We start from the raw sequence: 15,487 nt of genomic DNA, 5'->3' as shown, positions 1-15,487 counted from the left end.
AGGCAAATTCATGTTTGGTGGCGATAGCGGAGGGGTTCCACACGTACCCATCCCGAACACGACCGTTAAGTCCTCCAGCGCCGATGGTACTTGGACCGCAGGGTCCTGGGAGAGTAGGACGTTGCCAAGCAACAAGTAGAGAACCATGATCTTACTAAGATTATGGTTTTTTTTGCATATAGATGTAATTTGGAAATATCCTTACAAAAGGAAGGTAACATTTTTGTTACGGAATGTAAGAGCAAACCCTGTATAATATAGGTATTGAATCCCATACACATACGCTGCTATATTGCAGAATTATGCAAACTCCATTATAGGATTTTGTATAGTCAATCAGGCTGGTAAGGAGGGAAGATCATGCGGCGAAATAAATGGCTTGCTCTATTGGTGCTATTCAGTGTCGCTGTCGCGATTCTTACCGGGTGCGTGGAAGAGGAGCCTTCTTGGACATCGTTTGAGGGCGCTGCTAACGAGAAGACGTTTCCGGTTCCCAAAGAAGCTAGTAAAACTGATCGGGCCAGCAGCAATTCGGATATGGACTATGTACGCTATGCACTTCCAGCGTTGAAGGAAAGCGATAGTCTACCTGCTCCTTATCTGGAGGAGATTGCAGCCTGGGGCTGGACTGAGGAACCGAATTTATCTACCTCGAATCAGAAGGTGTTCCAGAAAAATAAACACATGGTGCATTTGTCTGTGCATGATGGTTCTTTTACCGTATTGGTTCCAAAAGACAGAAAAGCTACCGTGAAGAGTAAAAGTGTAGACCTTAATTAAGAGTGCGATTTTCACTTAAGTATGCAACACAAGATGTATTGTGGGGTCATAGTTAACTCATAGTGTATTGGTTGCTGTACGGATAATGATGAATGATAAGATGGGGAAGCACTTGAAACTGCCGTTGTGTAGAGAGTGGCTTCCTTTTATATATTTGTGTATAGATTGATTTACTACTTTAACGACATATATAATGTGGATAAAGTCTATTTAGTGAGAGAATAAAGGGATTATAATTGTTAAATTACAAAAAAGGAGCAACCCGGGTCGGGTTGCTCCTTTTTATTATTCTTAGGCTGAAGCGTTGGAGATACATTAGTTGAAGTTTCGATCTGTACAGATAGGAGGTGAATTGATTTACTGTTGATAGTAGGAGGCTTCTTCATCGGTTAACTTCAACATGCCGTCTTTTCTCTCCCCTGTAAGCCGACTCAAGACGTATAAACGCGGTGCAATGAGCCATAAGTGCCAGAAGAGTAAGGATACGGTAAAGGCTGGTGGAGACCAGAGAATGAATACGGCAGACAAGCAGATACCAATCCAGAGTGTATGTATGTGCACACGACGAAAAATCCTATAGCCTATGTACTGGTCTGTCATATAGCCTAGCCAAGGCAACCTGCGCTGGAATGCCCAGCGTTTGCGGAAGGCTGTCCCACCACCTATATATAGGACAGATCGCGAGATTACGAAGTGTACCCATAAGGTTAGGAAAAAGGCAAGAGCAAACAAAAATACACTAGTCCAGGAAAAGGCAAGAAGCAGAAAGAGAAGCATAATAACAGGCAGTGTGAGGTGACTCCATATCAGCTGACGCGGTATATTGATTTTTTTGATGAGCTTGTAGTGATAGTAGGTAGCTTTGGTTCCGGTTTCCTCTGTCATGCGAACAGTCCTTTCATTAATCTACTGCATCACAAGTGGCTTCCCGTCCACAGCCGGAAAAAGGGACGGTACTTCGCTCATGCCGCTTTAATAAGCATCAATTATTTTTTGTAAGAGTATAGAACGACGACATCTAGCGTTAGCTAACCTATTCTATAATTACAGGAAAAGCTCTCACTGATGAAGTTTACAAAGGCTTCGATGAAAGGGCATCCATACATAGAAGCTTTTCTTATTATATCGGCATATGCGGCTGTTTTTTTAAACATACGGGGTACAAACACCATAATAGCCCAAGGAGAATATATATAGAGTATATCGTCGAACTGGGCTATGAAAAGGTTTAAAATAGTAGAAAGTGACCCATACTAATAGTAAAAGAAACAAGGTGGGATGGATATGCATGATCAAGGTGACCACCGCTGCATCATATGCGGACAACACAAACATGAAGGCATTTTTATCGTTTCCGAGTTTATCTGTGATACGTGTGAAGCGGAAATGGTGCACACGGATGCAACTGACGCCAAATATCATTTTTTTATTGATCAACTAAAGCAAATTTGGGTACAGAAAAATGCATAATATCCTTCGCTAGCTAGTGTTTGAAGGATGGGCATTCCAAGGTCTGTCGATACGGGCCTTTTTTTCTGTGAGTAAAAGTAGGATTCCGCTTGATTTTACGATAAAATAGGGTAGATATAAAGCTTTGTTTGGAAGGATTGCAGAATGATGGGGAAAAAGGCGGTTCATGCACCATTAGTGGAAGCTCTAATACGTTACAGTTCTCAGGGAAATGCTTCTTTCCATGTACCCGGTCATAAAAATGGACAAGTCTATAGGCATGAAGATATGGCGTCTCTGTTGCAAGAGGTGATGTCTATTGATGCGACGGAAATTACCGGACTGGACGATTTGCATCACCCAGAAGACGTAATCCGTGAAGGTCAGGAGCTGGCTGCGAAGTGCTTCGGTGCAGAAGAGAGTTTTTGGCTTATTGGAGGCAGCACAGTCGGTAATTTGGCTATGATTTTGACCGTATGCACGAAGCCAGGAGATGTACTATTGGTACAGCGAAATGTACACAAATCTGTACTGAACGGTCTCATGCTATCAGGGGCCAAGGCCGTATTCCTAGATCCAGAAATAGATACACTAAGCGGGCTGGCGGTTGCTCCATCGACAGACACGATAAAGGCTGCACTCAAGGACTATCCTTCGGCTAAAGGAGTGTTACTTACGTTGCCTAACTATTATGGGATGGGGCATGATCTGACTGCTACAGCTAAAGCTTGTCATGCAGCCGATGTGCCGTTGATGGTAGATGAAGCACATGGTGCTCATTATGGGCTGCATCCTCGTTTGCCAGTCTCTGCTCTTTCCTGTGGGGCTGATGTAGTCGTCCAATCGACACATAAAATGCTTCCAGCTATGACTATGGGCGCCGTGCTACATGTGCAAGGACGGAGAATTCACCGGGAACTGCTCCGTCAGCGGCTGGCTATGGTGCAAAGCTCCAGCCCTTCATATCCATTAATGGCCTCGCTGGATTTGGCAAGATGGTATATTGATGCTTATGGCACGGATGCCTTTACAGAGGGCTTAGCGGCAGCAGACGCTTTTAGAAAGGGCCTGGCGCAGCTCCCACGCTTTCGCTTGGTAGAGCCTACACAGCAGGCAAGTGAAGAGTGTGACGCTCAGAAGGGGATCTCTGAGGCCCTGGAAAGGGCTGAGGAGAGGACAAATGGGTACTCAACTCAGGACCCTTTTAAAATGGTGCTGTATGATACATGGGGTGTACTAGATGGGTTTGGGTTAAAACGTGAGTTGGAGACTTACGGATGTATTCCAGAGATGAGTGACGAGAAACATGTGGTTTTATTGTTTACGTTAGGCTCTATAGCTAGGGATGCGAGTCACCTGTTGCAGGCTCTTGTGCATATAAATAATGATATAAGATTTAAGGGGACGGCTGATGAGCCGGAGTTAGCGGGGAAAGAGCAGCAGAGGCCAGAATTAGATTTTTCCACGTGGAACAATGATGGAGTGAAGGCTTACTCCAGTCCGGTGCAGTTTGGGCTTCAACCGATTAATCCGGGTCAGATGGAGATCGTGCCTGTAGAGGAATCAGCTGGTAGGACAGCTGCTGAAATGATTATCCCGTATCCTCCAGGTATCCCACTGCTATATGTAGGGGAAATGATCACAGAAGCGATTGCTCTGCGGATGGTTCGTCTACGTGAGCTGGGAGCTAAATGGCAAGGGGTAGCAGATGAAAGTATGCTTACGATTCGGGTATTCCGTTTACAATAAAGATTAATACTAGAGAATTAACAAATACAGAAGACTGGATAAAAGAAGCATACGTAGCCTGTGGGTGACTTTTATTTTTCAGGCAGGAAAGCAGGGAATAACATGAATCGCAAAGGCATTTTTATTACGCTGGAGGGGGGAGACGGCTCCGGTAAAACAACCATGATCCAACGACTGGCAAAGTATATGGAGGAAGAAGGCCATCCAGTCGTCACGACGAGGGAACCGGGCGGCATCGAGATTTCTGAAAAGATTCGTTCTATCATTCTGGACCCTACTCATACCAGTATGGATGCCCGAACAGAGGCACTTTTATATGCGGCGGCGCGGCGCCAACATTTGGTGGAGAAGGTAAAGCCGGCTATTGAACAAGGAGCTATCGTATTGTGTGACCGTTTTGTGGACAGTAGCCTGGTCTATCAAGGGTTTGCAAGAGGAATCGGAATTGAAGAGGTAGCTTCGATTAATCGCTTTGCGGTAGATGATTGGGAGCCAGATGCCACGTTCTATCTGGATATTGAGCCCGAATTGGGGTTGGCAAGAATTAATGCGTCACGAGGAGAGGAAATGGATCGCCTCGATATGGAGAGCATATCGTTTCACCATAAGGTGCGAGAGGCTTATCTGGAGCTGGCTCGCAAATTTCCGGAACGAATTACGATTGTGGACGCATCTCCCGCACCAGAGCAGGTAGAGCAAGTATTGAAGGATTTGCTGAAAAAGCGGTTTATTCAGAATTTTAGCGTATAATTGTCGAAGGATATACGGTAAAATTGAGCTAGGGACAAGGTGTCCCTAGTATGACTTGAAGGAGGAATACAGGATGAAGCTGATTATTGCGATTGTACAGGATAAGGACAGTAATAGATTATCCAGCGGACTGGTGAAGGCTAACTTCCGTGCTACCAAATTGGCCAGTACAGGAGGATTTCTGCGTGCAGGCAATACGACATTTATGATTGGTGTTGATGACAATCAGGTAGACTCGTTGATGAATGTCATTCGCAGCAGTTGCAAGGTACGTGAACAGCTGGTCACACCCGTTACCCCTATGAGTGGGACGACGGACTCCTATCTGCCGTTGCCTGTTGAAGTGCAGGTGGGTGGAGCGACAGTTTTCGTGATGCCTGTAGACCGTTTCGAGCATTTCTGAATCTACACAATAGAACCTATTTTGCCGATATGAAAGTGGAAATGACTGTTTCTCGCTCATGATGGGAATGAGGAGCAGATCCACTAAAACGGCAGCGCTACAGCGCAGCCCCCGGAAAGCCGAAGAGACTCCCGAGTTCTTTATTGAACTGTTCGTTGAGGGAAAAGGGAAGCATCCGGGGAGAAAGCAGGTTTATATGAAAATAAATCCGGGCTACCGCCCTTTACACAGTACATTGTCTACAAATGAAACGAGTGCTAAGCCAATTCAACCGAAAAGCTTCTCCGATGTTATGCAGCAAAATGGGGAGCAGGCTTCGAAGGAGGAATTAAACCGGCGCTTTAAGGAAATTCAAATGCAGGGAGATCGTCTTGCTCGCTCAATGACGATTCGTGAGTTGAAGGCCTATAAGATGCTGGTCAAACGGTTTTTGGAAGATACAGTTCGGCGTGGCGTGTCTATGAAGGACACAAAGGGATGGGATCGTCGGGGACGCAGCAAGCGTTATAAGCTCATTGATGAAGTGGATGAGCTATTGCTCAAAATGGCAGATGAGCTGCTTGATACCGAGCAAGGGAAGATTGAGCTTTTACAAGGAGTCGGTGAGATTAGAGGTTTGTTGATTAATCTTTCATTTTAAAATGCAGTCTTATGTTATAAATGAATACAGATGGGCTGTTGCCACGATGAAATAATCTGCTTGCTGATCATGCTGGCAGATTATTTTTGACTATGTACATGTGGGCAAACGTAGTATGCAAACAGCAGTACAGTTATACTGAAGAACCATGATTTGAGGGTGAGATCATCGGACCAGCAACAAACTCGCCCGGGGAAATAACGGTTAGCTGATGGTTCATCGTTGTTTTCAGTGGAGAAAGTGAGGAAATATGTCTTTCCAACATATATTGGGGCAGGATGTAGCCAAAAAAATGCTGCAGAGTGCATTGCGGAATCACACAGTCAGCCATGCTTATGTTTTTAGCGGACCGCAGGGAAGCGGACAGATGAACATGGCACAGACCTTTGCCAAGGCTTTATTCTGTGAGAAACAGACGGATGATGCATGTGGGGAGTGCTTGTCATGCCGCAAGGTAGAGCACGGGAATCACCCGGACTTGCACATTGTAGAGCCTGATGGGGCAACGATTAAAATTGATCAGATTCGTGGGCTTCAACGAATATTTTCATACAAATCTGAAAGCTCCAACCCTAAGGTATATATCATTCGGCAGGCGGATACCATGACAGTGCAAGCTGCTAACAGCCTGCTTAAATTTTTGGAGGAGCCTCAGATTCCTGTGGTCGGTATACTCATTTCTGAAAATGGACAGGCGTTGCTGCCTACGATTCAATCGCGGACACAGCAGGTACCTTTCCACGCTTTACAGCCGGAAATGATGATGCAGGCGTTAATTGGGGAAGGCTATACGGCAGGACTTGTCCGGTCAGTGGTTCATATGGCTTCCGGACTGGAATCATGTAGAGAAATTCTCCAGCAGAATTGGTTTGCAGAAATTAGAAACGTAGTGTTACAATTAGTGAAGGAGTCCATGAGCCGGGGGAGTTCGTCAATTATTCTGGCTCAACAGAAGATTTTTAAAACTGGACTTTCTGATCACCTGGATATTCTGTTTCATCTGTTTCATTTGTGGTTCAAAGATATGCTTCATTTCCGTTACGGAAGGCACGAAAGCATTGTTTTCATAGATCATTTGGAGTCCGTCTCCAAATTGGCAATCACCCGCAGCACGGAACAATGGGTCTCTTATATGGATTTGGCCGCGAATTGCAGGAAGAAGCTCCGTTTTCACGTCAACGGACAATTATGCGTGGAGCAGCTTCTGATTGGGTTGTCCGATACAAGCGGTTCTATCACCGGCTAACAGGAAGGCGCGCTTGTTCCACTCTGCACAATCCGCGACGCCAGGTTCCCGGTTTGTGCGACAGTGAGACTTCAATTGCGGCCATTCGTACAATGTCGGCTACAAATGAGGTTTAGTGGCATACAAGGGGGTTAATTTTTGTATAGTGTAGTGGGTGTCCGTTTCAAGAAGGCGGGCAAGACTTATTATTTTGATCCGCTGGACCTTCCAGTGGAGAAAGAAAACTGCGTCATAGTAGAGACCGCACGCGGGATTGAATATGGCAAGGTTGTGGTGGGCAAAAAAGAAGTAAATGATTCGGATGTTGTCCTACCCTTAAAAAAAGTCATTCGTATTGCCGGAGATGATGACGCTCTTGTTGTAGAAGAGAATAAATTGGCGGCCAAGGATGCATTCGGTACGTGTTTAAATAAAATTAAAGACCATAACCTTAAAATGAAGCTGGTAGATGTGGAATTTACATTTGACCGCAATAAGATCATTTTTTATTTTACGGCAGAGGGTCGAGTTGATTTTCGAGAGCTTGTAAAGGATTTGGCCAGCATTTTTCGTACACGAATTGAGCTGCGGCAGATCGGAGTACGGGATGAGGCTAAAATGCTTGGTGGAATCGGACCTTGCGGACGTATTCTGTGTTGTTCCTCATGGCTGGGGGATTTTGACCCGGTATCTATTAAGATGGCGAAGGATCAGAGCTTGTCGCTGAATCCGACGAAAATTTCCGGGTTGTGCGGAAGATTGATGTGCTGTCTCAAATTTGAACATGATAACTACGAGAGCATGCGAGAAGAGCTACCTCAGGTAGGTAAGATGGTTATCACTTCTCTGGGAGAAGGAAAAGTGGTAGGTGTCAATGCAGGCCATCGTACGGTACATGTTCAACTGTTTGAGATCAGTAAGGTCAAGGAACTTCCAATGGACGATGTAGTCGTCAAGTAAACCATTAGGTTGCTTCGGGGTGGAAACTTGGATAAATTAAATGTTTTTGCGCGTATTCACGAAATGGAAACCCAAATGGGACAGTTGCATAGCGATCTGGGTGAATTGAAACTGGCAGTAAAAGAGCTGCTGGAGGAAAATCAACGACTAACGATTGAAAACGAACAGGTGCGCAAGATGCTCAAACGTGAGACCTCTGGAGAAGAAAAGACGGCAAGCAAGCCGAAACTTCCTCCTCCGATCGTCGTTAAGGATGAAGAGGAAACGGGTGAGGTCGTGGGCGAAGGCTACGACAATCTGGCAAGGCTGTATCATGAAGGATTTCATATATGCAACGTGTATTACGGACATTTGCGAACAGAAGGCGATTGCCTCTTCTGTCTGTCATTTTTGAATAAATAAAAACAAGCCGTAGGAGCAAGATGCCTACGGCTTTTTTGTAAGGAAGTATGAGTAAAAAGCGATTTAGGTTATAGGATGGGAGAGCATTATGTACGAAAATGAAAAGAAGTCTGAACGAATTGATGATCTGCTTTCACATAATCTGCGTATTATCCAAAGTGATGAAGTGTTCAGCTTTTCGATGGATGCGGTCTTGCTGGCACGGTTTGCAGGTATTCCGCTTCAGCGTGGGAAGATTCTCGATTTGTGTACGGGCAATGGGGTTGTTCCCATACTGCTGACGACACGCACCAAAGCATCTATTGAAGGAATTGAGATTCAACCACGCCTGGCAGATATGGCTAGACGGAGCGTCAGTTTGAATGGATTAGAAGCAGCGATTGAGATCCGGGAAGGAGACTTGCGTGAACTGGTTCAAATCACGGGACATGGTGTGTATGATGCGATTACCGTGAATCCTCCCTATATGCCGTTAAATGGTAGCGATATCAAGCTGAACCCTCACCAGGCCATTGCGCGTCATGAAGTGAACTGTACACTGGAAGAAGTCATTCAGGCATGTTCTCGGCTTGTCCGAAATGGGGGGAAAGTATCAATGGTTCACCGCCCACAGCGGCTGGCTGAGATTATATCCTTGATGCGCAGTTATAGCCTGGAACCCAAGCGGATACGTTTTGTTCACCCACGGATTCATATGGAAGCGAATATGGTACTTGTTGAAGCGATGCGTGACGGCAAACCGGAGGTTCGCCTATTACCCCCACTCATTGTATATCAGGAAGATGGGAACTATACTCAGGAAATAAGAGAAATCTATGGAGAAGTAAGTAAGGAGGATTCAGTGTGACAGCAGCTGTACAAAAAAGCTTTAGTAACCGTGAAGAGGAACGGGGAAAGTTATATCTCGTTGCCACACCGATTGGCAATCTGGACGATATGACCTTTAGGGCAATTAACACCCTAAAGTCATGTAATATTATCGCTGCCGAGGATACGCGACAGACACGCAAACTGCTCACACATTTCGACATCACGCCGGAAATGCTCTTCAGTTATCATGAACATAATAAGGCTGCCAGTGGGCCTGAACTGATACGTTATATAATAGAAGGAAAAAATTTGGCACTGGTTAGCGATGCAGGTCTACCGGCCATTTCTGATCCTGGTTCGGATCTGGTCAAGCTGGCACTTGAGGCAGAAATCAGTGTTATTCCTATCCCAGGGGCAAATGCGGCACTATCGGCTTTAATTGCCTCAGGACTGGATACAGAGAGGTTTACCTTCGCTGGTTTTCCTCCAAGGGAAAAAAAGGATCTAGAGAAGTTATTGCAATCATTTCAGGTATCCCATGGCACAATTCTTTTTTATGAATCGCCTCACCGTATTGTAAAGACATTGACGGTATTAAAGGAAACATTAGGATCACGCAAAGTGGTGCTTGCCCGTGAGCTGACCAAGCTGCATGAGGAATGGGTGCGTGGAACGGTGGAGCAGTGTCTTGCAAAATTAGAGGAAAATCCGCCGCTTGGTGAATACTGTCTGGTCGTTGAGGGGAAAAACGAAGAGGAAGAAGAACAGGAGCGGCAGGCATGGTGGCAGGACTTATCTTTGGAGTCTCATGTCGCGCATTACGAGTCAGAGGGGCTTACTCGCAAGGATGCCATGAAACGTACAGCCACAGACCGTTCAATTTCCAAGAGGGACGTGTACAACGCACTCTTATGAATACGTGTCTAAACAAAAAAGGGCCTTCCAACGGTTGGGTTCAAACCGTGGAAGGCAACAAGGAGTATATATGAAAAAGGTTAGAATTAACAATCTCTGATAAGTCTATTATATACTAAAATTCTCAGTTTGTCACAGGTGTTGGGATTTCAGAAATGCAATCTTGGCAAACAATTTTCCCTTTGAAGTAAATTACGTTCTCAGCATTGCCGCAGAAGATACAAGCAGGCTCGTATTTTTTAAGCATGATGCGCTCGCCATCAACGTAAATTTCCAAAGCGTCTTTCTCTCCGATTCCCAGGGTACGGCGCAATTCGATTGGAATAACAACACGTCCGAGCTCGTCAACTTTTCTTACAATACCAGTGGATTTCATCATAATAAATCAGGCTCCTCTCGCCGTTTAAAATAATATAAGTGTCATGATTCGACAAAATTTTCTCTTTTCTGATATTTACTATACCAACGATTCCCAAAACAGTCAACCTAAAAAAAGTAGTAACAGCCTAATTATGCAAAAGTATTTAGAACAAAGAGCTTTATTCATGTACCTTACCTTATTTTACGGATGATTTGCCTTATTGTAGATTTGGAAATGTCGAAAAGTGATAATTCGACAAAATACGACAAACAATGTCGAATAAGGGAAGATGTTTAGGATTTTATTGTATTTTAATCCATTATTCCGAATATTAAAGGAGCTGATATCTTGCACCAGCCACTCAGTGAAGAAAAAGTTTTTAAGGACCCGGTACATAATTACATCCATGTTCAGGATACTGTGATATGGCGATTGATCAATACGCCGGAGTTCCAACGGTTACGACGCATTCGGCAGTTAGGCACATCTTATCTTACGTTTCATGGAGCGGAGCACAGCCGGTTTTCACATTCACTGGGCGTATATGAGATTACGAGACGTATTATTTCTCAATTTGAACGTGGAGATTTTCCCGACTGGCCCAAGGAAGAAAGACTGATTGCTCTGTGTGCCGCTTTGTTGCACGATGTGGGGCACGGTCCATTTTCTCATTCAATTGAAGAAGCCTTTCATATGAACCATGAGGATTGGACATGCCGCATTGTACTGGGGGACACGAAGATCAACGCTGTGCTACGGCAAGTTGATGAGATGTTGCCCCACAAGGTCGCGGCGGTTATAGCCAAAACGTATGATAAGCCGATTGTTGTCAACTTGGTAACAAGCCCGCTGGATGCTGACCGTATGGATTATTTGTTGCGGGATGCTCATTCAACAGGTGTTAACTACGGAACAATTGATTTGGATCGTATTTTACGTTTGCTGCGCCCTCACAATGGGAGAATTGTCGTAAAAGAGTCGGGTATGCATGCAGTAGAGGATTATCTAATGTCACGCTACCAGATGTACTGGCAAATTTATTTCCATCCTGTAACACGCAGCTCAGAAATCCTGTTACGTAAAATTTTCAAGAGAGCTAAGGAATTGTTCAAAAACGGATATGAGTTTGGTTTTCTGCTAGATCCGCTGCCAGATCTATTAAAAGGAGAGCTAACAGTGGAGCAGTATTTGATGCTGGATGAGTCTTTGATTCAGACGGTATTTAGCCAATGGAAACGAGAAAAGGACGAAATTTTAAGTGATTTGAGCAGCCGTTTTATGGATCGTAGATTGTATAAATATGTAGAGATTGAAAATATGGATACAGATACCGTTGACCATATTCGAGAGGCTTTGGAAAAGGCTGGCTTGCATCCTGAATATGATCTTGAAATTGATTTTCCGACAGATCTTCCTTATGATGTGTTTCGGCAGGGCGGTTCAACGGACAACCAGATTTTACTGCTTGGACGTCAGGGCGAGGTGCGGGAAATATCCGAAGTTTCAGAAATTGTACGCTCAATAAGTGGCATTCACCGAGGAAAATATCACATGTATTTTCCCCAGAATAAATTGAACGGGGTAAAAGAAAGGCTTCCTGCCGAAATAAGGAATTATTTTGTCAAACAATAGACAAATATATAGAAATGTAAGTAAGAAAAGGAGATGAAAACCTTGGATTTATTCGACACTCATACTCACCTAGATGCGCCACAATTTGACGAAGACCGTGAAGAAGTTATAGCACGTGCTGTCGAATCAGGAGTAACACGGATGATCAATATCGGATTTAATCGTGAGACCATTCCATCCACCATGAAGCTGGCTGAGACGTATGATTTTATTTATGCAGCCGTTGGATGGCATCCGCAGGATGCCATTACAATGCAGGAGGGTGATTTAGAATGGATTGCATCGTTATGCAGTCATAAAAAGGTTGTAGCGATCGGAGAGATCGGTCTGGATTATTATTGGGATACATCACCAAAGGATGTGCAGCAGCGGGTACTTCGAAATCAAATTGGCCTGGCACGTGAGCTCAACATGCCAATTGTTATCCATAACCGGGATGCACATGAAGATATTGTGAGGATTTTACGTGAGGAAAAGGCGGGCGAGATTGGCGGAGTCATGCACTCCTTTTCTGGGAGTTGGGAGACAGCTAAAATGGTGCTGGATATGGGTTTCCACCTTTCCTTCGGCGGGCCCATAACGTTCAAAAATGCCAAGCAGCCAAAAGAGGTGCTGGCCCAGGTACCGTTGGACCGTCTGCTTATTGAAACGGACGCGCCTTACTTGACGCCTCATCCGTTTCGTGGGAAGCGAAATGAGTCGGCATATGTGAGATTGGTGGCAGAGGCAGCCGCCCAAATTAAGGGAATTACGGTGGAGGAATTGGTATCCATTACGACCCAAAATGCCTTGGAACGATTTGACATTCAGTGAAAAAGCGAAGAAATCAATCAAAATAAAGAGATAGACGGAGCTAATTATGATTTTGTTGCAGGAAACTCAAGAATATTACAATTTTTTAACCGAATATTTTGAAAAATGTACTTGAAACCTGCTTTACAACATGCATGGAAACAGGATATCATCTTTTCAGTGAATTGTTGTTGAGTGTAAACATCAACAAATCATTTCATGAACCAGTCTCGCTGAGTCCCTTTTACAGGGAACGGGGGAACCGATATGGCTTACAGTACGTCCGGCGTATGTGCAAGAGATATTATCTCTTCAGTAGCCGGCTCGACCGAAATTCATTTCCTGGATGGGATTGAACAGGTAGAGAAGCCGTATTTCGATTTCTTTCTGGGTCTTCGGGGTGAATGTGAAGGCGACCGCCATGAGCGGTTGACCTAAGCTAGGGCGACTCTCTACGTCCGAACCCGACAGCTAACCCCGTAAGCGTAACAAGAGAGAAGCCATCTCGTGCATGAGTTTTCCCGCATATTCACACATGTCGGAAGCCACGAAAGAGCTCTCTAGTCTCTTTCTTTGGCTTTTTTTGTTGTGAATAAAAGAAAATCTGTCATCATACTGTGGTTAAACAGGGGAGGACAGCATGCCGCGAAGACGGGTACATGGTGCAGGACAGTCGCAGTACGGGCTTGTCTTGTAGAAAATCTGTTATAGTCACGTCAACGATCAACTATGTCTTACTCCAGACGGCGGGCTATGTAAGGAGGACGGAGGAAATGGGCATTTTCCGAAAAGAGGAGACCCATGAGTCACGCTCATCCAGCATGTCTTACGTATTACGTTGGAAGCAAGAGAATGTGCGCCAGGCTGCTTTGGTTGCTATTTTTCTAATCGCACTAACGATTATGATTTCAATTCTGATGTACACGCAATCTAAAAAACAAGTCTTTTTTGTCATCGATGGTAAGGCATCTGCGGTAGAAACCCGGGAATCCAAGCTCCAAGATTTGCTCAATGAGCATTCTATTTCACTTCAGCCGCATGATACAATTTCCATGCCGCTAAACGGGGCAGTACAGGATGGGGATCGCGTAGTCATTAAACGTGCCAATCAGGTTAAAGTATCCTCAGGCAATGAGACGAAAAAGCTGTACACAACAGAAAATACAGTAGAGGGTGCCATTCGCACTTCGGGCTATAAATTATCATCAACGGATAAAGTTTACCCTGCGTTGGATGCCTCTGTTTCAGCTAACATGGACATAAAAATCGTCCGTGTGAAGAAACAGCAGGTCGAACAGAAAAAACAAGTGCCTTATCAGGTCATCAAAACGGCAGATCCAAGTCTCTATAAAGGCGATAATCGAGTCATTCAAAGTGGCAAATCGGGTGTGGTAGTCCAGCATGTTCAAAAGGTATACCATGATGGAAAATTGGTGTCCAAACAGCTGGTCAACAAGGAAGTCGCACAAAATCGTGTGGATAAGGTAATTGCGGTAGGAACGAAGAAAAAACCGGTCGTTCTAGCTGCTTCCATCAGCCCTAAAGATGCGGTTAAGGCTACAAAGGTTAGTTCGGGCAGTGCTGTCCGTAAAGCAGGTATTAATTTTAATTATAAAAAAGTTTTACAAAATGTCTCCATGACGGCGTACTCCGCCCAGGAGCCAGGTATCGGTACACGTACCGCCTCCGGCACGCGTGTCACGGAAGGACGCACCATCGCTGTCGATCCGAGTGTAATTCCAATCGGATGGTGGGTGTATATTGAAGGGGTAGGCTTCCGCCGTGCGGAGGATACCGGTGGCGCGATTAAAGGCCACAAAATCGATGTGTATTATGAGAGTTTAAGCCGGGCTAACCAATTTGGTCGTAAGCACGGTAAAACCGTATATGTTATCGGACCTGTAAAGCCGGAAATCAACTAAAACAGGTTGTGTATGTTGAGGACAATGCGATAGTATTAACAACATAGTAATGCCATGCTAAGAAGAGGATATCCTCTTCTTATTTTGTTTTCAAAAGCAGGGAAAGATAATATATGTTGCTGTGTAGCAGTGGAGGGAAACGAAGATGATCAAGGAAGTGATCGTGGTGGAAGGCCGGGATGATACAGTAGCCATTCGCCGTGCTGTCGAAGCAGATACGATAGAAACTGGTGGTTCAGCCATTAATAAAATGACGCTGCGGAAAATTGCATTGGCACAGGAACGGCGGGGGGTCATTATTTTAACTGATCCCGATCATGCAGGGGAGCGTATCCGTAAAATTATCGCCTCCAAGGTCCCCGGCTGCAAGCAGGCTTTTATACCTGAGGCAGAGGCGACACGCAAAGGGGATATTGGCGTGGAGAATGCCTCCCCGGAAGCCATCAGACACGCTCTCGCGCGGGTACATACGACAGTGGAAGGCGCCGAACCGCTGATTGAAATGGCGGACCTGATTGACGCTGGACTTATTACCCACCCCAATGCTGCTGCACGCCGTATGGCCTTGGGGAATGTACTGGGTATTGGCTATTGTAACGGAAAGCAGCTACATAAGCGGCTCTCTGTATTTCAGATCAGTCGTGAGGAATTTGCCAGTGCGCTGGCACAAATCGAAAGTGAAGGATTGTGATATCCG

General features: G+C 45.0%; 17 protein-coding genes, 1 rRNA gene and 1 riboswitch. Of the genes, 16 read left to right on the top strand and 2 right to left on the bottom strand.

All coding sequences use genetic code 11. The features are described from left to right. Positions 1-13: 13 nt before the first annotated feature. Positions 14-130 (top strand): 5S ribosomal RNA (rrf, locus tag ACXHJ2_RS23855). 230 nt (positions 131-360) lie between these two features. Beyond that, positions 361-780 carry a hypothetical protein gene (locus tag ACXHJ2_RS23850; RefSeq protein ID WP_013368653.1) on the top strand — a complete coding sequence of 140 codons (420 nt, stop codon included), beginning with the start codon at positions 361-363 and terminating at the stop codon, positions 778-780. 357 nt (positions 781-1,137) lie between these two features. Here ACXHJ2_RS23850 and ACXHJ2_RS23845 read toward each other — a convergent pair whose 3' ends face one another. Beyond that, positions 1,138-1,665, bottom strand: coding sequence for a hypothetical protein (locus tag ACXHJ2_RS23845; protein ID WP_165083917.1), 528 nt, complete (start codon positions 1,663-1,665; stop codon positions 1,138-1,140). A 399-nt stretch (positions 1,666-2,064) separates the two neighbouring features. Between ACXHJ2_RS23845 and ACXHJ2_RS23840 the strand changes: the two genes are divergently transcribed. The 10 genes from ACXHJ2_RS23840 (at position 2,065) to rsmI (ending at position 10,083) form a co-directional block, all read left to right on the top strand. Further along, positions 2,065-2,250 (top strand): sigma factor G inhibitor Gin, encoded by a 186-nt coding sequence (locus ACXHJ2_RS23840; protein WP_013368656.1) that lies wholly within the window; start codon positions 2,065-2,067, stop codon positions 2,248-2,250. Between the two features lie 144 nt (positions 2,251-2,394). After that, the gene (locus ACXHJ2_RS23835) at positions 2,395-3,978 is read left to right on the top strand and encodes an aminotransferase class I/II-fold pyridoxal phosphate-dependent enzyme (protein ID WP_165083915.1); all 1,584 of its coding nucleotides are present in this window, start codon (positions 2,395-2,397) and stop codon (positions 3,976-3,978) included. Between the two features lie 102 nt (positions 3,979-4,080). Then, positions 4,081-4,728 (top strand): dTMP kinase, encoded by a 648-nt coding sequence (gene tmk / locus ACXHJ2_RS23830; protein WP_165083913.1) that lies wholly within the window; start codon positions 4,081-4,083, stop codon positions 4,726-4,728. A gap of 73 nt (positions 4,729-4,801) precedes the next feature. Beyond that, entirely contained in the window at positions 4,802-5,131 is a 330-nt protein-coding gene (locus ACXHJ2_RS23825) for a cyclic-di-AMP receptor (RefSeq protein ID WP_007427998.1), read from the top strand. Between the two features lie 196 nt (positions 5,132-5,327). Then, positions 5,328-5,771, top strand: a complete 444-nt coding sequence (locus tag ACXHJ2_RS23820; RefSeq protein ID WP_013368659.1) for a YaaR family protein — start codon at positions 5,328-5,330, stop codon at positions 5,769-5,771. Between the two features lie 250 nt (positions 5,772-6,021). Next, complete coding sequence (gene holB / locus ACXHJ2_RS23815; protein WP_013368661.1) at positions 6,022-7,017, top strand: DNA polymerase III subunit delta'; 996 nt, start codon at positions 6,022-6,024, stop codon at positions 7,015-7,017. 138 nt (positions 7,018-7,155) lie between these two features. After that, entirely contained in the window at positions 7,156-7,956 is an 801-nt protein-coding gene (locus tag ACXHJ2_RS23810; protein WP_013368662.1) for a PSP1 domain-containing protein, read from the top strand. A 27-nt stretch (positions 7,957-7,983) separates the two neighbouring features. After that, a complete protein-coding gene (gene yabA, locus ACXHJ2_RS23805) occupies positions 7,984-8,358 on the top strand; it encodes a DNA replication initiation control protein YabA (protein WP_013368663.1) in 375 nt (124 codons plus the stop codon). Positions 8,359-8,446: 88 nt separating this feature from the next. Next, positions 8,447-9,205, top strand: coding sequence for a tRNA1(Val) (adenine(37)-N6)-methyltransferase (locus tag ACXHJ2_RS23800; protein WP_165083911.1), 759 nt, complete (start codon positions 8,447-8,449; stop codon positions 9,203-9,205). After that, positions 9,202-10,083: a 16S rRNA (cytidine(1402)-2'-O)-methyltransferase gene (gene rsmI, locus ACXHJ2_RS23795; RefSeq protein ID WP_137077551.1), complete on the top strand. Its 882-nt coding sequence runs from the start codon at positions 9,202-9,204 to the stop codon at positions 10,081-10,083. The genes ACXHJ2_RS23800 and rsmI overlap by 4 nt, the downstream gene beginning before the upstream one ends. Positions 10,084-10,207: 124 nt before the next feature. Here the strand turns inward: rsmI and ACXHJ2_RS23790 are convergent, their stop codons facing one another. Beyond that, positions 10,208-10,462, bottom strand: coding sequence for an AbrB/MazE/SpoVT family DNA-binding domain-containing protein (locus ACXHJ2_RS23790; RefSeq protein WP_007428005.1), 255 nt, complete (start codon positions 10,460-10,462; stop codon positions 10,208-10,210). Positions 10,463-10,792: 330 nt separating this feature from the next. Between ACXHJ2_RS23790 and ACXHJ2_RS23785 the strand changes: the two genes are divergently transcribed. From ACXHJ2_RS23785 to rnmV, 4 genes are all read left to right on the top strand, one after another. After that, the gene (locus ACXHJ2_RS23785) at positions 10,793-12,076 is read left to right on the top strand and encodes an HD domain-containing protein (protein ID WP_025676582.1); all 1,284 of its coding nucleotides are present in this window, start codon (positions 10,793-10,795) and stop codon (positions 12,074-12,076) included. A gap of 42 nt (positions 12,077-12,118) precedes the next feature. After that, a complete protein-coding gene (locus tag ACXHJ2_RS23780; protein WP_185156553.1) occupies positions 12,119-12,889 on the top strand; it encodes a TatD family hydrolase in 771 nt (256 codons plus the stop codon). 200 nt (positions 12,890-13,089) lie between these two features. Then, positions 13,090-13,370: riboswitch (cyclic di-AMP (ydaO/yuaA leader) on the top strand. Positions 13,371-13,641: 271 nt separating this feature from the next. Then, positions 13,642-14,790, top strand: coding sequence for a 3D domain-containing protein (locus tag ACXHJ2_RS23775; RefSeq protein WP_165083907.1), 1,149 nt, complete (start codon positions 13,642-13,644; stop codon positions 14,788-14,790). A 145-nt stretch (positions 14,791-14,935) separates the two neighbouring features. After that, on the top strand, positions 14,936-15,481 hold the full coding sequence (gene rnmV, locus ACXHJ2_RS23770) for a ribonuclease M5 (protein ID WP_013368669.1): 546 nt from the start codon (positions 14,936-14,938) through the stop codon (positions 15,479-15,481). The last annotated feature ends 6 nt before the right edge of the window (positions 15,482-15,487 follow it).

This window comes from Paenibacillus sp. ALE3 (assembly GCF_054113405.1).
This window is presented reverse-complemented; position numbering and strand designations above follow the sequence as displayed.